At 65.6% G+C, this 23,306-nt stretch carries 25 protein-coding genes; 8 read left to right on the top strand and 17 right to left on the bottom strand.

Going from position 1 to position 23,306, the window contains the following annotated elements; genetic code table 11:
- Positions 1-24 precede the first annotated feature (24 nt).
- From fliN to ACZ5TO_RS01320, 4 genes are all read left to right on the top strand, one after another.
- Positions 25-630 (top strand): flagellar motor switch protein FliN, encoded by a 606-nt coding sequence (gene fliN / locus ACZ5TO_RS01335; protein ID WP_184145185.1) that lies wholly within the window; start codon positions 25-27, stop codon positions 628-630.
- A 30-nt stretch (positions 631-660) separates the two neighbouring features.
- Positions 661-1,698 (top strand): flagellar motor switch protein FliG, encoded by a 1,038-nt coding sequence (gene fliG / locus ACZ5TO_RS01330; protein ID WP_184145186.1) that lies wholly within the window; start codon positions 661-663, stop codon positions 1,696-1,698.
- 112 nt (positions 1,699-1,810) lie between these two features.
- On the top strand, positions 1,811-2,902 hold the full coding sequence (gene flhB / locus ACZ5TO_RS01325; RefSeq protein WP_184145187.1) for a flagellar biosynthesis protein FlhB: 1,092 nt from the start codon (positions 1,811-1,813) through the stop codon (positions 2,900-2,902).
- Positions 2,899-3,336, top strand: a complete 438-nt coding sequence (locus ACZ5TO_RS01320; protein WP_184145188.1) for a hypothetical protein — start codon at positions 2,899-2,901, stop codon at positions 3,334-3,336. Before flhB ends, ACZ5TO_RS01320 begins: the two co-directional genes overlap by 4 nt.
- Before the next feature lie 94 nt (positions 3,337-3,430).
- On the opposite strand, the gene visR is transcribed toward ACZ5TO_RS01320, so the two are convergent.
- The 13 genes from visR to ACZ5TO_RS01255 all read right to left on the bottom strand — a co-directional run bounded on the left by visR (position 3,431) and on the right by ACZ5TO_RS01255 (position 15,994).
- Entirely contained in the window at positions 3,431-4,174 is a 744-nt protein-coding gene (gene visR / locus ACZ5TO_RS01315) for a transcriptional regulator VisR (protein WP_380779929.1), read from the bottom strand.
- A gap of 11 nt (positions 4,175-4,185) precedes the next feature.
- Positions 4,186-4,929, bottom strand: coding sequence for a transcriptional regulator VisN (visN, locus tag ACZ5TO_RS01310; protein WP_464799270.1), 744 nt, complete (start codon positions 4,927-4,929; stop codon positions 4,186-4,188).
- A 570-nt stretch (positions 4,930-5,499) separates the two neighbouring features.
- Positions 5,500-7,194, bottom strand: coding sequence for a flagellar basal-body MS-ring/collar protein FliF (gene fliF / locus ACZ5TO_RS01305; RefSeq protein WP_184145190.1), 1,695 nt, complete (start codon positions 7,192-7,194; stop codon positions 5,500-5,502).
- Positions 7,195-7,461: 267 nt separating this feature from the next.
- Positions 7,462-7,851, bottom strand: coding sequence for a chemotaxis protein CheT (gene cheT / locus ACZ5TO_RS01300; RefSeq protein ID WP_184145191.1), 390 nt, complete (start codon positions 7,849-7,851; stop codon positions 7,462-7,464).
- Positions 7,852-7,947: 96 nt separating this feature from the next.
- Positions 7,948-8,502, bottom strand: a complete 555-nt coding sequence (gene cheD, locus ACZ5TO_RS01295) for a chemoreceptor glutamine deamidase CheD (protein ID WP_464799269.1) — start codon at positions 8,500-8,502, stop codon at positions 7,948-7,950.
- Positions 8,499-8,888 carry a response regulator gene (locus ACZ5TO_RS01290; protein WP_119257659.1) on the bottom strand — a complete coding sequence of 130 codons (390 nt, stop codon included), beginning with the start codon at positions 8,886-8,888 and terminating at the stop codon, positions 8,499-8,501. The genes cheD and ACZ5TO_RS01290 overlap by 4 nt, the downstream gene beginning before the upstream one ends.
- The gene (gene cheB / locus ACZ5TO_RS01285; protein ID WP_464799268.1) at positions 8,888-9,943 is read right to left on the bottom strand and encodes a protein-glutamate O-methylesterase CheB; all 1,056 of its coding nucleotides are present in this window, start codon (positions 9,941-9,943) and stop codon (positions 8,888-8,890) included. The genes ACZ5TO_RS01290 and cheB overlap by 1 nt, the downstream gene beginning before the upstream one ends.
- Positions 9,940-10,845, bottom strand: a complete 906-nt coding sequence (cheR, locus tag ACZ5TO_RS01280; protein WP_464799267.1) for a protein-glutamate O-methyltransferase CheR — start codon at positions 10,843-10,845, stop codon at positions 9,940-9,942. The genes cheB and cheR overlap by 4 nt, the downstream gene beginning before the upstream one ends.
- Positions 10,842-11,306 carry a chemotaxis protein CheW gene (locus ACZ5TO_RS01275; RefSeq protein ID WP_184145195.1) on the bottom strand — a complete coding sequence of 155 codons (465 nt, stop codon included), beginning with the start codon at positions 11,304-11,306 and terminating at the stop codon, positions 10,842-10,844. Before ACZ5TO_RS01275 ends, cheR begins: the two co-directional genes overlap by 4 nt.
- 6 nt (positions 11,307-11,312) lie before the next feature.
- On the bottom strand, positions 11,313-13,568 hold the full coding sequence (locus ACZ5TO_RS01270) for a chemotaxis protein CheA (protein WP_464799266.1): 2,256 nt from the start codon (positions 13,566-13,568) through the stop codon (positions 11,313-11,315).
- Positions 13,569-13,592: 24 nt separating this feature from the next.
- Complete coding sequence (gene cheY1 / locus ACZ5TO_RS01265; protein WP_024270516.1) at positions 13,593-13,958, bottom strand: chemotaxis response regulator CheY1; 366 nt, start codon at positions 13,956-13,958, stop codon at positions 13,593-13,595.
- The gene (locus ACZ5TO_RS01260; protein WP_184145197.1) at positions 13,955-14,257 is read right to left on the bottom strand and encodes an STAS domain-containing protein; all 303 of its coding nucleotides are present in this window, start codon (positions 14,255-14,257) and stop codon (positions 13,955-13,957) included. Before ACZ5TO_RS01260 ends, cheY1 begins: the two co-directional genes overlap by 4 nt.
- Positions 14,258-14,386: 129 nt before the next feature.
- Positions 14,387-15,994: a globin-coupled sensor protein gene (locus tag ACZ5TO_RS01255; protein WP_464799265.1), complete on the bottom strand. Its 1,608-nt coding sequence runs from the start codon at positions 15,992-15,994 to the stop codon at positions 14,387-14,389.
- Between the two features lie 583 nt (positions 15,995-16,577).
- On the opposite strand from ACZ5TO_RS01255, the gene ACZ5TO_RS01250 reads away from it, so the two are divergent.
- On the top strand, positions 16,578-16,832 hold the full coding sequence (locus ACZ5TO_RS01250) for a GlsB/YeaQ/YmgE family stress response membrane protein (protein ID WP_184145198.1): 255 nt from the start codon (positions 16,578-16,580) through the stop codon (positions 16,830-16,832).
- A gap of 57 nt (positions 16,833-16,889) precedes the next feature.
- Here ACZ5TO_RS01250 and ACZ5TO_RS01245 read toward each other — a convergent pair whose 3' ends face one another.
- Positions 16,890-17,153: a hypothetical protein gene (locus ACZ5TO_RS01245; RefSeq protein WP_464799264.1), complete on the bottom strand. Its 264-nt coding sequence runs from the start codon at positions 17,151-17,153 to the stop codon at positions 16,890-16,892.
- Positions 17,154-17,274: 121 nt separating this feature from the next.
- Between ACZ5TO_RS01245 and ACZ5TO_RS01240 the strand changes: the two genes are divergently transcribed.
- Both ACZ5TO_RS01240 and ACZ5TO_RS01235 read left to right on the top strand, forming a co-directional pair.
- Positions 17,275-17,901 carry a ribonuclease D gene (locus ACZ5TO_RS01240; protein ID WP_464799263.1) on the top strand — a complete coding sequence of 209 codons (627 nt, stop codon included), beginning with the start codon at positions 17,275-17,277 and terminating at the stop codon, positions 17,899-17,901.
- Between the two features lie 86 nt (positions 17,902-17,987).
- Positions 17,988-19,241: a hypothetical protein gene (locus ACZ5TO_RS01235; RefSeq protein ID WP_464799262.1), complete on the top strand. Its 1,254-nt coding sequence runs from the start codon at positions 17,988-17,990 to the stop codon at positions 19,239-19,241.
- Here the strand turns inward: ACZ5TO_RS01235 and ACZ5TO_RS01230 are convergent.
- From ACZ5TO_RS01230 to ACZ5TO_RS01220, 3 genes are all read right to left on the bottom strand, one after another.
- Positions 19,226-19,579, bottom strand: a complete 354-nt coding sequence (locus tag ACZ5TO_RS01230; RefSeq protein WP_464799261.1) for a DUF6665 family protein — start codon at positions 19,577-19,579, stop codon at positions 19,226-19,228. The genes ACZ5TO_RS01235 and ACZ5TO_RS01230 overlap by 16 nt on opposite strands.
- 126 nt (positions 19,580-19,705) lie before the next feature.
- On the bottom strand, positions 19,706-19,891 hold the full coding sequence (locus ACZ5TO_RS01225; RefSeq protein WP_184145203.1) for a KGG domain-containing protein: 186 nt from the start codon (positions 19,889-19,891) through the stop codon (positions 19,706-19,708).
- A gap of 103 nt (positions 19,892-19,994) precedes the next feature.
- Positions 19,995-21,377 carry a nicotinate phosphoribosyltransferase gene (locus tag ACZ5TO_RS01220; RefSeq protein WP_464799260.1) on the bottom strand — a complete coding sequence of 461 codons (1,383 nt, stop codon included), beginning with the start codon at positions 21,375-21,377 and terminating at the stop codon, positions 19,995-19,997.
- A gap of 382 nt (positions 21,378-21,759) precedes the next feature.
- On the opposite strand from ACZ5TO_RS01220, the gene ACZ5TO_RS01215 reads away from it, so the two are divergent.
- Positions 21,760-23,295, top strand: coding sequence for a hypothetical protein (locus tag ACZ5TO_RS01215; protein WP_464799259.1), 1,536 nt, complete (start codon positions 21,760-21,762; stop codon positions 23,293-23,295).
- The last annotated feature ends 11 nt before the right edge of the window (positions 23,296-23,306 follow it).

The raw sequence follows: 23,306 nt of genomic DNA, 5'->3' as shown, positions 1-23,306 counted from the left end.
AGTTTCGAATGGAATAGTGGTCTTATGGCACCGAAGAAAACACCCATCGCTGACGACATCATGTCTTCCATCAACGCGGGCGACCAGGAACTGGAGCAGGCGATCGACGACCTGCGCGGCGTTCTTCAGAAGGATGCCAGCGGCACGCTCGACGCCGGCGGAACGGAAGCGGCCGAAAACGACCCGCTTGCCGCGTTCGGCGGCGATTTCGGCGGTTCGGACTTCGGCGGAACGGATTTCGGCGGCGCGGCCGCCACCTCCGACTTCGGCGGCGACACCAGCTTCGGCGGCTCGGATTTCGGCGGCGGCGACTTCGGCGCCGGCAACGACTTCTCCGCCGAGCCCGGCGAAGCGCCGCGCCCGGGCAGCGCCATGGAATCCAACATGGACCTCATCATGGACATCCCGATCGATCTGCAGATCGTTCTGGGATCCTCGCAGATGCAGGTCTCCAGCCTTATGAACCTCAGCGAGGGCGCCACCATCGCGCTCGACCGCCGCATCGGCGAGCCGGTCGAGGTCATGGTCAACGGCCGGGTGATCGGCCGCGGCGAGATCACGGTTCTCGAAAACGACGACACCCGTTTCGGTGTCAAGCTCATCGAAGTGAAGAGTACACGCAAGGTCTGACACCCGGTCGAGGGTTCAGGAGGATGATCCATGATGGATTTCGAAAATTTCGGCACCTCGACGGCGGTCGGAACACCGCTTTCGCCGGTTGAGAAGGCAGCAGCCGTCCTTCTCGCCATGGGCAAGGGGGTCGCCGGCAAGCTGCTGAAGTATTTCACGCAGAGCGAGCTCCAGGCGATCATCGCCGCTGCGCAGAACCTGCGCGCCATTCCCCCGCACGAACTGATCGACCTCGTCAACGAGTTCGAGGACCTCTTCACCGAGGGCGCGGGCCTGATGGACAACGCCAAGATGATGGAAGGCATCCTCGAAGAGGGCCTGACGCCGGACGAGGTGGACGGCCTGCTCGGCCGCCGCGCCGCCTTCCAGGCCTTCGAGACGACGATCTGGGACCGCCTGCAGGACGCCGACCCGGTCTTCGTAGCGAAGTTCATGCTCAACGAGCATCCCCAGACCATCGCCTATATCCTGTCCATGATGCCCTCCTCCTTCGGCGCCAAGGTGCTGCTGGAGATTCCGGAGGACCACCGCGCCGACATCATCAACCGTACCGTCAACCTCAAGGATGCGAGCCCGAAGGCCACCGCCATCGTCGAGGCGCGCGTCATCGAGATGATCAACGCGCTGGATGCGGAGCGCAATTCGATGGGCTCCAACAAGGTCGCCGACCTCATGAACGAGCTGGAGAAGTCGCAGGTCGACGAGATGCTGGCCTCGCTCGAAACGGTCTCGACCGAATCGGTCAAGAAGGTCCGCCCGAAGATCTTCCTCTTCGAGGACGTGCTCTACATGCCGCAGAGAAGCCGCGTGTCGCTGTTCAACGACGTCTCCGGCGACATCATCACGGCGGCCCTGCGCGGCGCCTCGATGGAACTGCGCGAAGCGGTCCTCTCCTCGATCGGTGCGCGCCAGCGCCGCATGATCGAATCGGACCTTGCCGCCGGCGACCAGGTCAACCCGCGCGAGGTCGCGATCGCCCGCCGCTCGATCACGCAGGAAGCCATCCGCCTTGCCGCGGCCGGACAAATCCAGTTGAAGGAAAAGGACGAAGCCCAGCAGGCCGCCTGATCCGCCTTGACACGGTGAGGCCGCAGGCGGAGCGTATTTCCGGCCCGAATCTCCTCAAGGGGGTTCGGGCCGCTTGCTTTTGCGGCAGGCACAATTCCAGCCGGAGCGCACCGTGGCGGACGACGACGACAAGGAAAGCAAAACAGAGCTTCCGACCGAGAAGAAGATCCGCGAGGCGATGGAGAAGGGCAACACCCCCTTCTCGCGCGAAGTCACGATCTTCGCCTCGACGCTGGCGATCTACCTCTTCCTCGTCTTCTTCATGCCGGGCGGCATTGCGCGGATGAACGAGACGCTGCGCGATTTCTTCGAGCAGCCGGAGGCCTGGAACCTGAAGACCGGCACCGACGTCATCGCCATCTTCCGCCATCTCGGCTGGGAGGCCGGCGCCATGCTGCTGCCGATCCTCGCCATGATGATGGTCTTCGGCATCGCCTCCTCCGTCTTCCAGAACCTGCCGAGCCCGGTGATGGAGCGCGTGCGCCCGCAGGTCGGCCGGCTCAACCCGATCAAGGGCCTCGGGCGCCTCTTCGGCAAGCAGGGCCTCGTGGAATTCGGCAAGTCGCTGATCAAGATCCTCCTGGTATCGCTGGTCGTGGCGCTCGCCATGCGCGGCAACTACTTCGCCTCGCTCGACACCATGTTCTCCGAGCCTGCGACGCTCATCTACATGATGAGCTCGGACATCAACAAAGTCCTCATCATCATCCTCTTCGCCACCGCCCTCATCGCCGGCATCGACTTCGCCTGGACGCGCCATCACTGGTTCACCGAACTGATGATGACGAAGCAGGAGGTGAAGGAGGAAATGAAGCAGGCCCAGGGCGACCCGATCGTCAAGGCCCGCATGCGCTCCATCCAGCGCGACCGCATCCGCCGCCGCATGATGGCGGACGTGCCGCGCGCAACGCTCGTCATCGCCAACCCGACCCACTTCGCCGTCGCGCTGCGCTATGTGCGCGAGGAAGGCGATGCGCCGATGGTCGTCGCCAAGGGCCAGGACCTCATCGCGCTTCGAATCCGCGAGATCGCGGAGGAAAACGGAATCCCCGTCTTCGAGGATCCGCCGCTTGCCCGCTCAATGTTTGCGCAAGTCTCGGTGGATAGTGTCATTCCGCCGGTGTTCTACAAGGCCGTGGCGGAGCTGATTCACCGGGTTTACGCAGCATCGCCCCAGACCAGACGGGTAAACGAGATCCGATGAGAAAATGCACCTATTCCGCCGAGCGAGAGAAGATTGTCGCCGAAGCAATCTGCCCGGTCGCGACTGAGCTGAGACTGCTCGATGCCGCCGATCTCGTCTCGCTGTTGCGTTTCGAGTGCTACGGTAACCTGGCCGACCTCGTCTCATCGGCCGCCGAACTCTATTTCCTGCCCGGCACCGTCAATTTCGGTGCCGGCGGCGACTATCGCCTCGATTGGGACACGGAACCGGAAGTGACGCTCGACATGGAACTGCGCCCGCAGGGCGTGACGGTCTATGCGAAACTCCTCCTGCAGAAGGACAAGGCCGGCGTGGAAGTGACCCATGTGGCCTTCAGCGACCCGGCCGCCGACCCGGACGACAACACCGCCTTCCTGCGCAAGAGCCTTGCGGAAGCGCGCTACGTGAAGGGCGATCCGGCGTCGATGCATTGAGCGGTCCGTGCACACCCAAAGGTCATCCTCGGCTCAGGGCCGGGGATGACGAAGGAGACGTGAGCGGCCGCGGCTGGTAAGCCGGCCTATCCCGTCAGGTGATATATCCGAGCCGGATGGCCTTCGCGATGGCCTGGATGCGGTTGACCGCGTCGAGCTTGGTCGTCGCCGTGCCGAGATAGGCGTTCACCGTGTGGACGGAGAGCCCCATCTTCTCGGCGATCGCCTCGGAGATGCAGCCGTCGCCGGCCATCTGCAGGCAGGCGATCTCGCGCTCGCTGAGGGCTTCGGCCGGCGTCAGCTTCTTCTCCTCGCCCGCCAGCATGTCGATGAGGAGCTGGCAGCTCTTCATGTGCATGTCGACGATGAGGTCGCTGGACGGCGCGATGAAGGTGCCGAGGAAGACGACATAGCCGTTGCCGTGCGCGCCGAGGCGGACGGGAAAGGCCATGCCCGACCAGGGCAGGAGCCGCGCGGGCAGGCGCGCGGTGAAGGGTTCGGCGCCCGATTCGGCGAACTGGTTCTCGCCCGCCCCTTCCCAGAGGAGCGGCAGCATGGACGCTTCGAGATGGGCGAGCATCGCCGGGCCGTAGGCCTCCATCAGCGCGCGCGCGTTGACGTCGACCTCGTGGGCCCAGTTGTGCAGCGAGAGCGTGAGCTTGCGCGCCGAGGGCAGGCCGTGGCCGCTGAGGCGGAGCACGGCGAAGTGCTCGGCGCCGAGGATCGTCTGCATCACCTGGAGGCGCGAGACGAAATCGGAAGCGCGCGCCGCCTTCTGCGGGCGTGCGAGCCGGATTTCCGTCTCCATGGCACCGGGGGCGGAAAGCTGGATGTCCATGGCTGTCCTCCTCACACCAGGCTGTTGCGGACGGCCCAGGCGATCGCCTCGGACCGCGTCTTGGTCGCGGTCTTGCGCATCACGCTGGTGATGTAGTTGTTGATGGTGTTGCGCGAGATGCCGAGGATGACGGCGATCTCGTCGCTCGTCTTGCCTTCCGCGATCCAGTATAGGCACTCGACCTCGCGATCGGTCAGTTCCATCTCCCGGTCCTGCCGGAGGATGGCGCCCTGGCAGCAGACGCTGGCGAAATAGCCGGTCATGACGCCGACGTCGCGCAGCTTGCTCTGGGAGAGGATGAAATGCTCCGGGAAGAGGAGCAGCAGCGACATGCGGACCCGCCCGACATGGAAGGCGACGACGCAATATTCCCGGCTGATGCCCTTGGGCGCCGTGACCGTCTCGTCGAGATGGCTGAAGCAGGGCTTCAGGAGGGTCAGGCATTTTTCCAGTTCGCTGGTGCGCGACTGGCTGGCGAGAAGCGCGCCGGCAATGCCGCGCACCATGTCGAAGGGCCAGTCGGAGGCGACCACCGCCTCCAGGCCCGCTTCGGGCGCGGCGTCATGCCGCACGAGGAGATAATGGGAGGCGCTGACATAATCGGTCAGCGCCCTCAGACCTGAGGAGAGGCCGGCGTGATCCGCGCAGCGTCCGAGATGTTGAACCAGAAGCTCACGCGCACTCTTACGCTCAACCGCCTCGGCGGAGAATCCATAGGATTCCCAGGCCGCGGTATCCGACCGGATCGTTTCCATGATAGCCCCCTGTTCCGATTTCGAACGGCAATGCCCCGCCTCCCTTCCGACAGGCGTTCGGAACCGTCCGAATGCCCTTTCGGGTCAGGCCGCATCGGCGAGAATCACCAAGCGAATCAGTGACTAAAGTGTACATCGGCCATCGCTAAAAACCACCGCCATCTTCTCGGGATTTACTTTTGCCGGCTTCTGTGAGTCGAGCGAGTGCAAGTGATTTGCTTTGCGGCGTGCTGCCGAACGGGCAAAGAACTCGGCGTTTAAAATATTGTTAACCATACAATATTCGACGCCGCTCACAAAATCGGGCCTCGGCTCGCCGCCCTTTTTACACCTTGACGACAACCCGCCCGAACGACGGCAAGGGCGGCAGGAGGCGCAAACTTTTTTTCGAGAGGGGCGCGTGCATGCCGGTCCGGATTCCGGCCACGCGGAAAATGGCGCTTTGGAGGCACGTAAGCGTTGCCGAAAAGCGACAGCGCGAAATCAAAATGTCGCTTCGAGCACATTGCCGGAACGCGAAGGGCGCGGCCGTTCCCGGCCGCGCCCCTTTCATTTTCCCGTCGGGAGGCCTCAGGCGGCCTCCTGCTCGGCAGACCATTTGCGCAGGATCTTGGCGGCGCGCTCCTCGCTGATCTCGACCATGCGGCCGAGGCGCCGTTCCGGACCTTCCTTGACGCGGCGGTTGAAGTTGCCGTCGCCGTCGTCGCCGGCATTGAGCAGGTCGTCCGTGCTGTCGAAGCCGAAGTCCGCGCCGAAGCCGTCCATGAGCGTGGCGCCCGGGCCGCCGATGCCGCCGGCCGGAGAGAAGTCGGGCAGTTCGAGGCCGGCCGCATCGCTTTCCAGCGCATTGGCCGCAGCACCGGCGCCGGTGACCGAACGGACCGCCGGGCGAAGGCCGAACCAGACCACCAGGAAGGCGACGCCGAGGAAGGCGAGTGCGTTGATGATGCCGCCGAGGTTGCGCTTCAGCACTTCCATCACGCTCGGGCCGGGCACGGCTTCGTCGAGGAGCTGGTGGTCGAGGAATTCCATGGCGGTGATGGTGACCACGTCGCCGCGGTCGGTGTTGAGGCCGGCCGCAGCGGTGACGATCTTCTGCATGTTGGCGATGTAGGCGTCGATCTTCGCCTGGTCCGCCGGCTCGCCCACCATGGCGGCGATGCGGGCGCTGTTGACGACGACGGCGACGGAGAGCTTCTCCACCTCGTAGCCGTTGCGCACCGTCGCGACGGTCTTGCTGTTGATCTCGTAGTTGGTCTGCTCTTCCTTCTTGTCCGCCTCGTCGCTCGACTGCGGGCCGTTGCCGTCGCCCTTCGGGCCGCCCTGCGGGATGTTCTGCTCGACGGTGGTGGCCTTGTTCGTGGCCTGCTGGCTGGACTTCTGGGTTTCCTTCGTCACGCGGACCGAGCGCTCGACGCGCGATTCCGGATCGTAGACGGTTTCCTGGATCTGCTGGGAATCGGTGTTGAGCGCGGCGGTGACGCTGGCGCGGAAATTGTCCATGCCGAGGAAGGGTGCGAGCGCCTTCTCGATATTGTGCTCGATCTCGCCCTGGACCGTCTGGACGGTCGTCAGCGAGCGGTTGAGCGGGCCGTTCTCCGGATCGTCGCCGGAAGCGAGGAGCTGGCCGGCCGAATCGAGGATCGTCACGCCGTCCACTTCGAGGCCCGGGACGGAGGCGGCGACGAGGTGGCGGATGGCGGCGGCCGATTCGCGGCCGGCCTGCGCGCTCGCGCGGATCATGACGGAGGCGGTCGGTACCTGGTCGGCCTTGCGGAAATTGCCGCGCTCCGGCATCACGATATGGACGCGGGCGGCAGCGATGCCGTTGATCTGCTGGATGGTGCGGGCGATCTCGCCTTCGAGGGCCCGAACGCGCGTCACCTCCTGCATGAAGGAGGTGAGACCGAGGGAACCGACCTTGTCGAAGAGTTCGTAGCCGGCATTGGCGCTGCTCGGCAGGCCGCGCTCGGCGAGATAGAGCCGCGCCTTGCCGGTCTGGCCGACGGGAACCGCAAGGCTCGTTCCGTCCGTTCCGGTGTTGAAGTCGATATTGGCTTCGGCGAGCGCCAGGCTGATCTGGTTGAGGTCGGCCTTTTCCAGGCCGACATAGAGGGTCTCGTAGGCGGGCTTGTTCACCATGATCCCGGCAGCAAGCACAAGGCCGATCGAGACGATGGCGGCGCCCGCCAGCATCGCGAGTTTCGCCTGCCCCAGCGAAGCCAGGTTCTTGTAGACTTTCGTCAACTGTTCCAACAGATTCATTCTGTTCCCGCACGGACTAGTCGCCTGGACGACGGCCCAACATGCCGCCGCGATCAGACGCATTTTCAATCTCGTGAGACGGAGCCGGCACATTTCCGCACGCGCCGGCCAGCCCCATGGAATACGCGGATCTGACTGATCCGGCATGGAGACTAGATCGTGAAACTTGCGCGAGCATTTCGTTGCCGCGCGGGAGAAAGGCGCGGCCGAAACGAAAGACGGCGCCCGAAGGCGCCGCCGCAATCGCCTGCCTTGCAGGAAAATCCGTCAGAATTCCTCGAAGTCGCCGGCGGCCCGGGAGATCGGCTGGGAATGGCCGTGGCGCAGGCCGTTGCCGAGCGCCTTCTGCATGTCGGCAAGCTTCACCAGGTTCAACGCCGTGGTGACGTCGACGAGCCAGCTTTCGGGAATGCTGGCGGTGATGGTGTCGATGAACTCGGCAAGCCCCCGCGTCTTCTGGACGGCAAGGTCGATGCCCTGCAGCACCATCATGCGTTCCTGCTGGTCGAGGACGGCCTCGCCTTTGACGCCGGAAAGCTGCGGCTCGATGCGTTCGATAAGGTAGGCGACATCGTGCAGTTCGGACACGATTCGCATCAGGACATCCGGAAGGGCTTCCTCCATGGCGGTCGCTGCGCTCAGATACTCGGCTTGCATGGATTACCCTCTTTGCCCGTACGAGCCGGCCGACCCTCTGTCGCTTCCGGCAACGCAATACACTTCGTACTTCCGCTTCCTTGCGGGGCGAGCCGCTCAGAAGAATTCGATCGAGCTCTCGACCGGCTTGACGACGGGTGCCGGCCGCTGTTCCAGCGCCACCGTCTTCTGCGTCTCCACGCCCGTCAGCGCATATTGCCGGGCCCGGCCGCTCGACGGCCAGTATTCCAGCTTGCGCCCGTGCTCTCCGCCCGTGCTTTCGCCGACGATCTGGATGCCTTCGTCGAGCAGGAACCGGCGGGCGAACATTGCATTCTGCTCGCCGACATTGGAAAAGCGCGCGATCGTGCGGGCACCGCCGAAGATCTTCGCCTCCAGCCGGTCGCGCCGGGCGCCCTGCTTGAGCAGGCCGTTGATCAGGAGCTCCATCAGGTGCACGCCGTAGCGCGTGGCGTCGCCCCCCGAGGCCATGGCCTCCGCGGAGCCCGGCAGCAGGAAGTGGTTCATGCCACCGACGCCAATGACCGGGTCGCGCATGCAGGCGGCCACGCACGAACCGAGGATCGTGGTGAGCACCACGGTCGGGTCGTTGATGACCTTGTATTCGCCCTGAATGACATGGACGCGGCGCGCCCCGGCTTCTGATGTCATTTCAATGCCCCGAACACGGCTTCGATGGCCGCCTTCATCTTCTCGATGGTGAACGGCTTGGCCAGAACGTTGTTCGCGCCGAGCGCCGCGGCCTTCTGCACCAGGGCACGGTCGCCTTGGGCGGTCAGGATGATGAAGGCCGCCTTCTTGGTGTTGGGGTTCGACCGCACCGCCTGCAGGAATTCGATGCCGTCCATCTTCGGCATGTTGAAGTCCGAGATGACGAGGTGGTGCGGCTGCTGGGTCATGATGGCCATGCCCTGCGCGCCGTCGCCGGCCGCCGTGATCTGCTTGAAGCCGAGCTGCTGGAGGGCATCGCCCAGCAGCAGGCGGCTCGTCACCTGATCGTCGACGATAAGAACTTTGATTTTTTCAGCGATAGACATTATTCGCTCCCTTCTCTACGGGCCGCAGTGATCTTCAAGATTTCCTCCCCTATGGAGGAGAGCGGAAACTGGTGCTCGACGGCGCCCAGCTCGAAAGCCACTCTCGGCATTCCATATACGACGCAGGTTTTTTCGTTCTGACCGATGGTCCGCGCCCCTGCGTGACGCATTTTCAAAAGCCCGCTCGCCCCGTCCCGGCCCATGCCGGTGAGGATGACGCCGACGGCGTTGCGGCCGGCAAGCTCGGCCACCGAATCGAACAGCACGTCGACCGAGGGACGGTGGCCGTTGACCGGATCGCGCTCCACCAGGCGGCAGCACGGCGCATGCGGATTGGAGATCTGGAGGTGGCGTTCGCCGCCCGGCGCCAGATAGATCTTGCCGATCTCGAGCCGCGCACCGTCCGTCGCCTCCTGCACCACGGGCGCGCAGAGCCGGTTCAGGCGGTCGGCGAAGCTCTTGGTGAAGGTCGGCGGCATGTGCTGCGTGATGACCGTCGGCGGGCAGTTGATCGGAAACTTCTGCAGCACCGCGATCAGCGCCTCGACGCCGCCCGTGGACGCGCCGATGGCGACGACCTTGCGGCCGGCGCGATAGCTGTCCGCCGGGTTGACGTTCGCGGTCGCCGGCGCAAGCGGCGGCGGCTCGGCATGGAAGCGGCGCTGCGAGCGGGCGGCGGCCTTCACCTTCTCGGCAAGGTCGCCGAAGGGACGGGCATCGCCCGGCTGCGGCTTGCCCACGCAATCGAAGGCACCGATCTCCAGCGCCATCAGCGAGGCTTCCGCGCCGCGATGGGTGAGCGTGGAGACCATGATGACGGGCATCGGCCGCAGCTTCATGATCTTGTCGAGGAATTCGAGCCCGTTCATGTTCGGCATCTCGATATCCAGCGTCACGACGTCCGGATTGAGCTGCTTGATCGCGTTGCGGGCTTCCATGGCATCGCCCGCCTGGCCGATGACGTTCACCTCGGGATCGGCATTGAGCACGGCCGTGATCAGGCCGCGCATGGTCGGCGAATCGTCGACGACGAGTACGCGCGCTGGTGCCATCATGCGTCCCTCCTGTGCTTGCCCGTGTAGCGGTAGGTGGTGATGCCGATATTGTCGAACTGGTTCTTCGCCTCGCCCGAGACGCGCTCGGAATGGCCGATATAGAGGTGGCCGTTGTCGCCGAGCATGCCGGCGAAGCGCGACCAGATCTTCATCTGCGTCGGCTCGTCGAAATAGATGACGACGTTGCGGCAGAAGATGACGTCGAACGGGCCCTTGAACGGCCATTGGGCCATCAGGTTCAGTTCGTTGAAGGTGATGAGGCGCTTCACGCGGTCCTCGACCTGCCATTTCTGGCGGCCGGCGATCTCCGTCTCGCGGAAGAACTGCTTGCGCATGACGGGGTTGACGGTCTCCAGCGCGGTCGCGTCGTAGGCCCCGGCCCGGGCGATGGCGAGGATCTTCGGGTCGATGTCGGTCGCCAGGATGCGGAAGTCGTAATCCGCGACGTTCGGCATCAGCGACAGCACGGTGAGCGCGATGGAATAGGGCTCCTGCCCGTCCGAGCAGGCGGCCGACCAGATGCGAACGCGCCCGCCGCTGCGCGCACGGGCGAGCAGGTCCGGCAGCACCTCGGTGCGCAGATGGTCGAAATGGTGGTTCTCGCGGAAGAAGCGCGTGAAGTTCGTCGTCAGGTGCGACAGCATTTCCTTGCGCGCGGCGGCGCCGGCGGGGGAGGAAACGAGAGCGCAGTATTCGCGGAAGCCCTTGAGGCCGAGCGCACGGATGTGCTTCGACAGGCGCGAATAGACGAGCGAGGCCTTCGTCTCGTTGAGATAGATGCCGGCATCCGCATAGATCATGGCCGCAATCTCGGAGAGGTCGCGGCGCGTCAGCGGGTATTCGCCGCTCGCCAGGCACTCGTCCGGAGACTGTCTCGTATCGATGGCCGGGGAATAGGTCATGCGGCTTCGCTTTCCGTATGCGGGAAGAGGGAGTCGAGTTCGATGAGGCAGATCATGCGCCCCTCGATCGCCAGGATGCCGCGGGCATAGGCCTTCTCCGCCTCATTGGCGATGTCCGGCGTCGGCTGGATGTTCTCGTCGGTCACGGTCAGGATGTCGGAGACCGCATCGACGAGGAGGCCCACCACCTTCGGGCCGACCTGGGCGACGATGATGACGTGGCGCACGGTCGGCTCGGCGGCCTTCATGCCGAGGCGCAGCGACAGGTCGACGATCGGCAGGACCGCGCCGCGCAGGTTGATCACGCCGAGGACATAGGGCGGCGCGTGCGGCATCGCCGTCGCCGGCGTCCAGCCACGGATTTCCCGCACCGACATGATGTTCACGCAGAATTCCTGATCGCCAATCCTGAAGGCGATCAATTCGCGTCCCTGGGTCAGATTCTTCACTGCGTACGTCATTTGCGATCAACCAGTGGCAGCAAGCGAGATGTCTTGCCGGAGGGACTGGCCGCGCGAGGCGGCAACCACCGCATCGACGTCCAGGATGAGGGCCACGCGCCCGTCGCCGAGGATGGTGGCGGCGGCGATGCCCGGAACATGGGTGTAGTTGGCCTCCAGGCTCTTGATGACGACCTGGCGCTGGCCCTGGATCGCATCGACCATCAGGGCGCGCTGGCCGCCGCCTTCCGATTCGACGAGCAGCGCCACGCCGTCGACCGGATTGGCCTGCGTGCCGCGGAAGTTGAGGATCCGGCCGACGTCCACCAGCGGGCAGAAGGAGTTGCGGATCGAGATCAGCCGCTGCGAGGCGCCGAAGGAGTGGATAGCCGAGGCTTCCGGCTGCAGCGTCTCGACGATGGCCGTCAGCGGCACGACGAGCGTCTGGCCGGCGACCGTGACCACCATGCCGTCGAGGACGGCGAGCGTCAGCGGCAGGCTCATGGTGAAGACGGAGCCCTGCCCCGGCTTGGAGGAGATCGAGATGCGCCCGCCGAGCGCCTGGATGGAGCGCTTGACGACGTCCATGCCCACACCGCGGCCGGAAAGGTCGGAGACCTTGTCGGCGGTGGAGAAGCCGGCGTGGAAGATCAGGTTGTCGATTTCCTCGTCCGACAGGTTCGCGTCCGCCGCGATCAGGTCGTTGTCGATGGCCTTCTGGCGCACCTTCTCGCGGTTGATGCCGGCGCCGTCGTCGGCAAGCTCAATGATGATGCGGCCGGAACGGTGCTTTGCCGTCAGGCGCACCGTGCCTTCCGGGTTCTTGCCGAGGGCTTCGCGCTTCTCCGGCATTTCGAGGCCGTGGTCGACCGCATTGCGGATCATGTGCGTCAGCGGCTCGGCGAGCTTGTCGATGACGGTCTTGTCGACTTCGGTGTTCTCGCCTTCCGTGATGAGGCGGACCGACTTGCCGGTGATGTCGGCGATTTCGCGGACGGTGCGGGCCATGCGCTGGAAGACGGGCTTGACCGGCTGCGCGCGGATCGCCATCACCGAATCCTGGATCTCGCGGGTGAGCTGCTGCAGCTCCTCAAGGCCCATGTTGATCGAGGACGTGCCGTTGTTGTCGTTCTCCACGACGCTCTGCGAGAGCATCGCCTGGTTGATCACGAGCTCGCCGACGAGGTTGATCAGGCGGTCGACGCGGTCGAGATCGACGCGGATCGTCTGGCCTGCGGCAGCGGCCTGGCTCGCCTGCGCGGCGCTGGCGGCGGCAGCCTTGGCATTTTCGGCAGCGCGGCTTGCGACCTGCGCGACCTTGCTGGCCGTTTCGGCGGCGGCAACGGCGGCGGCGGCCGGGTTCTCGGCAGCCTGCTCCTCTCCGGCGGCGGAAGACGCACCTTCATCGAGCATGGAAAGGTCGAACGGCACCGGCTGCATCGGCGGCTCTTCCTCGTCCGCCGTCTCGCCGACCACGTCTTCCTCGATCGTGCGGATGTCGAGGTCGCAGTCCCATTCGGCGAATTCGAAGACGGAGCGCACGCCGTCCTCGCCCTTCTCGGTGGTGACGGAGAGCTTCCAGGAGAAATAGGCTTCCTCCGGGTTCATCTTGTCGAGCGGCGGCAGGGCGTCCATGTCGCAGTAGACGCTCATCTCGCCGAGGCGGGAGACGTCGCGCAGCAGGAGGACTGCTTCGTTCCCCTTGGCGTAGAGGTCCTTCTTCGGCTTGAAGTCGATCTGGACGGTCGGCACGTAGTGACCGGCCGGCTCATCGTCGAAATCGCCGAAGGAGAACGGGATGGGCTGGAAGCCCTCGTCGTTGACCGGCGGCTTCTCGACGACCGGCGCGGGCGCTGCAGCCACGGGCTTGGGTGCCGGCGCCTCGGCAGCGGCGGGAGCCTCGCCATGGGCAAGGGCCTCCAGCTCGCGGATGAGGGTGCGGCTGCGGGACTCGTCGACGCTTCCGCCGTCGCGCGCCGCATTGGTCAGGTCCGCCAAGACGTCGGCGGATTTCAGCATGACCTTCAGGACGTCCTGGGTCGGCTCCAGCTTGTTGGATCGAACGCAATCCAGTGTCGTCTCGAACACATGGGCGAAGGAGACGAGATCGTCGAGGCCGAATGCGCCGGCGCCGCCCTTGATCGAATGGACGGCACGGAACACGGCATTGACCGTTTCCGGGTCGCGATCCCCGTCGTTCAGCTTCAAGAGACCGGATTCCAGTTCGGCGAGCTGCTCCTCGCATTCCTGGAAGAAGATCTCTTTGATTTCGTTCATATCCATCGGGAGTGATCCTGGACTTGTGGATTAGGCTGTTACACGCTCGATTGCATCGATCAGCTTGGTCGGGTCGAAGGGCTTGACGATCCAGCCCGTGGCGCCGGCCTGGCGGGCACGGTTCTTCTTCTCCGCGTCGCTTTCCGTCGTCAGGACAAGGATCGGGATCGCGCGGTACTTCTCGTTGCGCCGCACGCCCTCGATGAAGCCGAAGCCGTCGAGGCGCGGCATGTTGATGTCGGTGACGATGACATCCGGGTTGGCGTTCTCCAGGACCTCGAGGCCTTCCACACCGTCTTCGGCCTGGATGGTTTCGAAGCCCGCATTGTTGAGGGTGACCAGCAGCATGTTCCGGATCGTCCTGGAATCATCCACGGTCAGCACTTTCTTCTTCATTGCCCAGCCTCCTGTGCCAGCAAGTGATCGATATTCACGCCGATAAGTTGCATTGTCTTCATGAAAGGGTCGGAAACCTTGCCGAAGGTGAAGGGCTGCCCCTGCTCCTCCCAGCTTTTGGCGCCGGCCATCAGGACCTGGGCACAGAGCGCACCGACCCGCTCGACCGCCGAGGCGTCGATGACGAGCGGATTGCCCTTGAGGCCCATGAGCTGCGTGTGCAGCGCCGAGGCCTCGTTGAGGTCGAGAACGGGGGCAAGGCTTAAACTTTTCTGAGCGGCTGCTTTCTTGCTCGCCATTAGCGCGTTCCTTGTCTGCGTCTGTGCAAAACCGTGATTGCGTCTTTCGGGGTGGCGAGCGGCTGGCCTGCATCCGCAAGCCGGCTGCGCGCCGTCGAAAACCAGTGCCGGGGCCGTGTCGCCGTCATCTCAGCCTCCAAAGCCGGCGGTGCGGGCCGCCAGGAAATCGAGGGAAGAGGACTGCGCCTGCGGCAGGTCGATCTCCGCGCGCGGCATGGCCGGCGCCGGACGGACGGCACGCCCGCCGGGCTGCGCGGAAACGTGGAACTCGCGGATGGTGCGGCCGAGCTCGAGGATGACGGTATGAAGGTCCCCCCCGAGCGTGCCGACGCGGCCGGCGTCCGCGGCATCGCTCTCCAGCGACCGCCCGGTCCGGCCGATCTCGGCCGTCACGCCGTCCAGCCCCTCGGCATCGGCGGCGCTGTCGCGCGCAATGCCGGTGATGGCCTCGTCGATGCCCTCGACCTGGCGCACGATATTGCCGATCGCGTCCTGCGTGCGGTGGACATGCTCCACGCCGGCCTCGACCTGACCCTTGGTGCTGGTGACGAGCTGCTTGATCTCGCGGGCCGCATCGGCCGAACGCTGGGCGAGCGCACGCACTTCCTGCGCGACGACCGCAAAGCCGCGGCCGCTGTCGCCGGCGCGGGCGGCCTCGATGCCGGCATTGAGCGCCAGGAGATTGGTCTGGAAGGCGATCTCGTCGATCACGCCGATGATCTGGCCGATCTTTTCCGCCGATGCCTCGATATCGGCCATGGCCGACATCGCCTCGCCGACGATGCCGCCGCTCAAGGCGACGGATTCGCGCGTGGATGCGGCGGCGGACTGGGCCTTGCGCGTTTCGCCGAGCGTCCGGCGCACGCGCTCGACGATGGCGCCGAGGGCGTTGGCGGTCTCTATGAGGCTTGCCGACTGCTCGGCCGAGCGGGCCGAAAGCGCATGGGCGCCGGAGGCGAGCGTGCCGACGAGGCCGTCGGTCTCGGCCGCGCGGTCGGCGGCGGAGGCAAGGCGCGACTGGATCTCGTCGAGCGCGCCGTTCAGCGTCTCGGCCATCTCGCGCCAGGCCTCCGGCATCTCGCCGGAAACGCGCGCCGAGAAATCGAGCTGCGAGAGGCTGCGGACGGTATCGCCGAAGACGCGGTCGAGCTCGGCGCGGTCCTCGCGCCGCTGGTCGGCGAGCGCGCGGGCATGGGTATGGCGCAATTCGTTGAAGCGCAGGGAGACGCCGATCTCGGCATCGACCATGGCAGTGCGCAGGAAGGCGGAGACGAGGTCCGTCAGCTCCTTGCGGCGGGCCTTGCCGGCGCCGGGCAGGATGGATTTCGGCCAGTATTCCTCGATGAGGCCGGCGACGACCGTCTCGACGACGACCGAATGGCCGGCGATGCGCCAGCGCGGGTCGAGACCCATCTGGCTTTCGCTATCGGAAAGGACCTTCACCCGCTCGGCATAGAGCCCGTCGAACCGCGCGTCGGTCAGCACGCTCCAATGGGAGCTCTGGAGGTCGTGCAGGCGGTCGATCTGGCGCTCGCTCTGGAAATGGCGGGCGGCATCGGGAAAGGTCTGGAAGCGCTGGAAGAGATCGCGAAGCGCCGTTTCGACATGCCGTTCGAGCGTCTGGCGGTGGCGGCGCAGGAGCTCGCCCTGGCTGCCTTCCACCCCGGCAAAGCGCAAACGGTCGCGCAGGCTGGCTGCCTGTCCCGTTCGAGCCTGTTCTGCCGGCATATCCTGCACCAATCTGCTCCCAAACCAATGATGCCCGGCTGCCCGATGGGGCAACCGACGGAATTCTCGCATGGAGGAGAGTGGCCGGTCCGGCCGTACTCACGAGACGGCACGCTGCCCGACGATCCATGATCAAATTCGGTGAAACTCGAATACCGGCTCGGTTCCGGTACGGCGGTTCGGCGTCATGCCTGGGTGAGAAATGGCGAATTTCCCATTCCGACGTGTAGAGCAATGTTTATGGTTAATTCCTTGCCTGAAGGTTAATAGTTCACGGCCTGCTTATGGCATTGCTAAAATTAGCGCGACCTGACGTTGCGTAAGCCACGCGCAAGCCCGCGCGCGTAGGAAAGCCCATGAACTGACGATGTTGTCAGGAGGACAGGCAATGATTGTTCTGGGACTGGGCGCCACCCTGCTTGCAAGCGCGACGCTGGCCGCCATCTACCTTCTTCTCGATATCGAGGCGGGGCGCACGCCGCAGCGCATGCGGGTTTTCTGAAAGCCCCGCGCGTTTCATCGCCTCTTGCTTTCCCCGCTACGGCTGCCACATTCACAATCGGCAGAATTGGACTGTCAAAGGGAGCATAACATGGGCATCGAAAGCATTCTGGTCTTCCTCATCGTCGGCGCCATCGCGGGCTGGCTCGCCGGCCTCATCGTCTCGGGCTTCGGCTTCGGCCTCGTCGGCAACATCGTCGTCGGCATCGTCGGCGCCTTCATCGCCGGCTACCTCTTCCCGGCGCTCGGCGTCAGCCTCGGCAGCGGCATCGTCGCCGCCATCATCCATGCCACCATCGGCGCGGTGATCCTGCTCGTGCTCATCAAGGTCATCAAGCGCGCCTGACGGAAGAAGCGGAAAACGAAAGGGCCGCGGCGCCTGCTCCGCGGCCCTTTTCGCATCCTACCAGTTGAGGCCGCGCATTGCGCGGTCGCGCGAGAGCGGCAGGCGCGTGCTGCGCGAGGTGATGCCGTTCTGCGTGCAGGTATAGACGGTGCGCGGCATCCAGTCGGAATCCGTGGGTTCCCGCTGTTCCAGCGAAGCCTCGCATTTCGGCTTGTCGCGATGCTCGTATTCCTCGGTCGGCACGACGCCCGGCAGGTCCTTGAAGACCTGCGCGCCTGCGCCGGAAGCGGCGAGCAGAGCGGCCATGAGAACGAGGGCCATGCGTGTTTTCATCGGTTTTCCCGGCGGGAGCCGGCCTTTCGCCTGTCATAAAGAGATACCGCCGGCCGGAAACTTGCGCTATAGGCCTGCGGACGATCTGACAGTTTAGATGGGGTTTTCCATGGCAAGTGCAATCCGGTATCACGAAGGCGACATTTCGGCGGCCGATGCGGCCCGCTACACCGGCGCCATCGCCATCGACACCGAGACGCTCGGCCTCATCCCCCGCCGCGACCGGCTCTGCGTCGTGCAGCTCTCACCGGGCGACGGCACCGCCGACGTCATCCGCATCGCCGCCGGCCAGAAGGATGCGCCCAACCTCGTCGCCATGCTGGCCGATCCGGCGCGCCAGAAGATCTTCCATTACGGCCGCTTCGACATCGCGGTCCTGTTCCACACGTTCGGCGTCACCACCACGCCGGTCTTCTGCACCAAGATCGCCTCGCGCCTGACGCGTACCTATACCGACCGGCACGGCCTCAAGGACAATCTCAAGGAGATGCTCGAGGTCGACATCTCCAAGCAGCAGCAGTCCTCCGACTGGGCGGCCGAGACGCTCTCGCCCGCGCAGCTCGAATATGCCGCCTCGGACGTGCTCCATCTCCATGCGCTGCGCGACAAGCTGACCGCCCGTCTCATCCGCGACGGCCGGCTGGAACATGCCGACGCCTGCTTCGCCTTCCTTCCGACCCGCGCGAAACTCGACCTCCTCGGCTGGGAAGAAACCGACATCTTCGCCCATAGCTGAGCGGCGCACGCCTCGAAATCCAGCGGGGGCAGGCTTAACGCCTGGTTAATGCCCTCGCTCTATCCTCCGGGAGACTGGAGGTTGCCATGTTGACACCGCTGCAAAGCGCGCAGTCCACTGCCGCCGTCTCGGCGATGCAGTCGATCGTCGAGACGCTCGAGGAGCGCCGCCGCGAGGACGCGGAGAAGGCGAGCGGGCGCAAGGACGACGACGTCCTCAAGCAACAGCAGGCGCATCTGCGCGCGGACAGTGCCGCGCAGCAGGCCAATGCACGCATCAACGAACACTTCTTCGGCAGCAATGCCCGCGGCGCCGACACGGTCGCCAAGCTGGTCTCGCGCTTCAGCGATCTGCTCGGCGTTTCGCAGCAGGACGGCGAGACGAGCCGGCAGTTCGCCCAGCGCCTTCTCGACCAGCTCACCCTCGTCGACGCCATCAGGCTGCCCGCGCAGGGCAGCGAGCTCAAAGTCACGGTCGCCTCGCTCGGCACGACGATGACCGCCGTCAAGGAGGCGATGAGCGGCCCGTCGGACGATGCCGCCGCCAACCTCGTCGCGCGCCTTGCCCTTGCCGCAGGCGTGACGCAGGGCGAGGAGGAGAGCGACGCCGACTTCGGCCAGCGCCTTTCCAACCTCCTGACGCGCCAGCGCAGCCAGTTGCCGGCGGATATCGACGCGCTGGAGGAAAAGAGCGGCCTTGCCGACCTCGGCCTCAAGGCGAGGGACCTCGTCGCCGCGATCGCCAATCCCTACGGCGAGGAAGCCCAGCGCGTGAAGGACGCGCTTGCCGACAAGGCGAAAGAGGAAAAGGCGCTGACGCCGGAGATGCGCAAGGTGATCGCGCGCCTCGAGGACACGGCGAAACCCAAATCCATCGAGGACCTGAAGCTTGAGCGCACGCAGCGCGACCCGACCCGCGTGGAGGATGCCGAGACCCGCAAGGAGCGCGAGGCGACGATCCAGGCGCTGGAAGCGGGCGAGAAGCTGGAGGACGTGCAGGACCTTCAGGACGCCGTCGGCACGGCCCATGAAAAGGCGGTGAAGGCCGAGGCGAAAGGCGAATCCGACGGAAAGACCGCCGACGCACTCGACACGATCCAGTTGCTCGCCTCCGGCGCGGAGGCGGCCCAACGCACCGGGAAGACCCCGGAAAAGACGAGCGAGAGCACGCTCGGGCACGTCGATGCCCCGGCGGAAACGACCGGCGAGGCGGTCCGCAATCTCGATGCGGCCAGCAGCGCGGCACAGGCCGAGCGGGAAGACGCCAAGAAGGAGATCTTCGCGCTGCGCGTCGACGACAACGGCATCTACGACCTCATCACGCGTCAGCTCGCCGGCTGAGCCTTCGGGCCCTTGCGCACGATGCCGAGCCGCGCGATCACTTCCGGCGGGATCGCGTAGCGGCGGATCGCATCCTTCTGGCTGCGCAGGCCGCACATCTCCCGCTGGATGAAAAAGGCCCAGACCTTGTCGGCCGCGTCGTCGAGGAGATTTTCACGCTCCTCCTGCAGACAGCCGGCGGCAAGACGTTCGGCAAGCAGGGCGAGCGCCTTTTCCACCTTCAGCCCGTGCCGGCCGAGCGCATCGGCCCGCTCCGACATCAGTTCGTATTCAAGGATATTGAGGCCCGTATCCTTCGTGAAGGCGGGGGCGAGCGCCTGCGGCGGGCGAACCGTCATCTGCTTTCTCCGGTCATGGAGCCAATGATGGCGCGGGCCGGCGTTCCGCACAAGGGCGGGACCAATTCCGCGCCCAGCAAAAAGCCCGCCCCTTTCGGGGCGGGCTTCGAGTTCGGCGGATTGGTGTCAGTGCTTGCCGCCCTTGTGGCCCGCTTCGGACGCGCGTTCACGGTCCTCGGCGAAGTTGCCCTTGCCGCCGCGATTCGTGTCGTTGTCCTTGTTGCCCGAAGCCTGGCGCGTGTTGTCGCCGTTCTTGTGGCTCTGCTGGCCCGCCTTGACGTGCTGTTCGTGGGTTCCACCCTGATTGGGCATATCGTTTCTCCTGTTTTTTGCGCAGGGCATTCAGTCGCCTTGCGCAGGGTCAACGGAGACGGCAGGGGGGCGTTCCTCCTGAAACATAACGTGATCGGAATGCTCAGACGGCGCGGCCGCGCACCTCCTCGAAGCTCCAGTCGACAAGCAGCCGGCCGTCGCGCCAGACGGGCTGCAGGAAATTGGCGCGGCCGGCGAGCTGGTCGGCGCGCACGGCCTCAAGGCCGATATAGCTCTCCACCACCGCCTGGCGGCCGGCCTTTGAGGCCTTGAGGTTCATCGTCGCCGGGCGCTTGAAGACGTCGTGCCAGGCGCCGGCCGTATCCTGGCGGGCATTGGCCTTCATGGCGAAGGAATAGGTGTCGCGGTTGACGCGCTGGAGAAGCCCCGCGCCCATGCCGAAAGCGATGTTCTCCGCCGAGAAGCCGAAGGCCTCCAGCCGGCCGAGGATGAGGCCGATATCGGCCGGCGAGATACCATCGCCCTGAATGACGCGCACGCTGTCGTCCAGCACCTTGTAGCCCTTGGCGTTGAGATGCGTGCCGAAGGCATAGGCGAGCTGGCGCACGACCTGCACCGGCGTTTCCACCGGATCGCCGCTGTCGGGCCTGACGACGAGCGTGCCGCCGGCCGCCTGCACGCGGTCCTTGAGCTGCTTGCCCCAGATTTCCGACACGGCGTTGCTGATGTCGTAGCTGTCCGACACCACCGCGTAGAGGCCCTTGCCGCCGAACCTCTCGATCATGTTGGCGTAGGCTTCCGCCTCGCGCTCCTGGCCCCAGGAGGTCATGGTCGAGTGCTCGGAGGCGGGGATGGAAAAGCCCGCCATCTCGGCACCGTAGTAGCGGCGGGCATAGAGCACGCCCGTCACCGTGTCCGTGCCCATGAAGTTGACGAGATGCGCCGCACCGCCGATGCCGGCCTGCTCGAGGCTGGTCGTGCCGCGGGAACCGAAATCATGCAGGCGGAAGGGCAGGACGGCAGCCGGATCGTCGCAGGTCTTTTCCAGGATCGGCTGGATGATCTGCTTCACTTTCCGCGAATTGGAGGCGACGGTGCTCGGATACCAGATCGCGCGCAGCAGCGCCGTCTCGATATAGGAGGTCAGCCAGAAGCAGGCGGGATCGGTGTTGACGACCTGCACGACGGGCACGCCGCGGCGCACCAGTGTTCCCTCCGGCAGCGCCTCGATGAGGAGCGGCAGGAAGCCGCCGTGCTTTTTGACGATATGCGTCCAGCCTTCGCGATTGAACGGCAGGCCGTGCGCCGTGACGATGGCCTCCGCCTCGTCGATATCCGCCATGGTCACCGGCTTCGACAGATATTCCTTCAGGAACATCTGGAGGCCGAAGAACACCACTTCCGCATGATCGGAATGGCCGCGCGCCTCGACATAGGAGGAGATGGCACACGTTTCCGGCGGATATTGCAGGTAGTGGCTGAACTTGTAGCTGTCTGTATTGAGGATGAGGTTCGTCAGGTTCATCGCTAGGTCTCCGCCGCAGCCGCGGCCGGAGACCCGCGGCCGAGAGTGCCGGCAAGATTTACGCGAGGTGAGCATAAGGGGCAAGGCCCGTCCGCCGGCAAATCGGCAGGCCGTTCACGCGGGCCCCCGTTAGCATTTCATTAACCATAAACTGGCATTTGTGAACGCAAGACGCCGCCCGGGAGCCTCATGGTCTCCCGTCCGGCATGGGTCGCGGTCCAGTGTTCGCCGGTCTTTCCGCCGCCGCCCGCATGATCGCCCGGTAAGCCGGGCCGAAAGCTCATGACCTCGCAGCGTCGCGCATGATGCGCCATCCGACAGACGATGGAACATTGGCAGGCCTTGCGACACGGGCATCGGCCGGGACGAACAGGAGGCAGTCATGCTGCCACGCGTGGCACCAACGACCGGGGTATCGGAGCCCTCCCCCGCCCTTGCGGCGGGCACGGCGGTCGATGCCGCCGCCCGGGCGCAGCCCACCGCCGCCGCGCTTGCCAACCTTCGCGCCGAAGTGCTGCTTCGCCTCCTCGAAACCATGCTCAAGCATATGCCGCCCATGGCCGAGGCCAATCCCGGCCGTGACCTCGTCGAGACGCTGCTGGCGATGCTGAAGACAATGCCGGGGCGCGAGGGCGAAGCCGGCCAGAAGCTCTCCGATCTCATCGCCAAGCTGCCGGCGGACCTTCGCCCCGGCGTCGAGAAGCTGGTCGGCACCGTGCTTTCCGCGATGCCGACGCGCAGCCTCGTCGAGATCGTGCGCAATCCCAACGGGCCGGAAGCGCAGAAACTCGCAACGCTGCTTTCCGCAAGCCTCGGCCTCGGCGAAAGCCCCGCGGGCAGCGCCGCAAACCAGGCGAAGCCGCTCGGCCTCACCGCCCAGCAGATCGCCGTCGTCGTCAGCCGCAACGGCCAGCAGCAGCCGGCACAGGCGCTCCCCGTCGTCACCGACGCACGCCTCCTGCAGGTCGCCCTGAAACGCCTCTTCGATACCGACGGCGGCGCAAGGCCGCGCCCCCTTTCCGGCCAGGCGAATGCCGTCACGGCGGATCACGAGACGCCGGCCGCGGCAACGCGGCTGCCTGCCGAAGCGGCGCGGGCCGAAGCCCGGATGCCGCTTCCCGCTGCCGCGACCGACGATCAGCCGGTGGAGGCCTCGGCCGCCGCCCTTCGCCACAACGGCAGCGCCGAGGAACTGGAAACACCCGCCGTAAAACGGGAGGGCATGCCCGGCCGGGCGGACACCGCCAATGGCACCGGGCAGGCACTGGCCCGCAGCGTCATGCAGGCCGTGACGCGCGACCTGCCGCCGGCCCTCCTGATGCAGGCGGTCGCCCATCTCGTCGAGAACCTCTCGCCGGAGGAAGCGACCTTCCTGCGCGCCCTGCTGGAGCGGCCCTTCGATGCGGCAACCGAGCAGGAGATCGCCGCGATCGTCCGCGAGCAGACGGAAGGCGCCGCCGATCCGGACGGCACGCCCGAAGCGGGCAAGGCGAGAGCAGGCCAAGCGCAGCCGGCGGTCGCACAGGCGCCTGCCGAGACGAACGAGCCCCTGCCCGCCGCGCAGGCCCGCGAGGCCGCACAGCCCGTTGCCGTGTCCGACGCCCTGCCCGACCGCATGGTTCCGGCCGCTGCGCTGCGCGAAGGCGTTCCGCTCGCCTTCGTACCCTACCTGCCGGCCGAAGAAGACCTCGAGTGGAAGGATGCGGCAAAGGCGTCTGAGGATGAGGAGGACGGCGAGGACGGCAACGCCGGAGAAAACGGCGAAGCCTCCGGCGAGGAAACGGATCAGGAGGCCGCCGCCGAGGCGGAACCGGAAAGCGCCGACATGGCGCGCCGGCGCGAGAAGACGGCGGAGATGGTCGGCGTCATCGAGCCCGGCCTCGCCTTCTACCAGAAGCTCGGCGACTACTGGACCTGATTTACACCACC

Source organism: Shinella sp. Sh6, from assembly GCF_055392685.1.
This window is presented reverse-complemented; position numbering and strand designations above follow the sequence as displayed.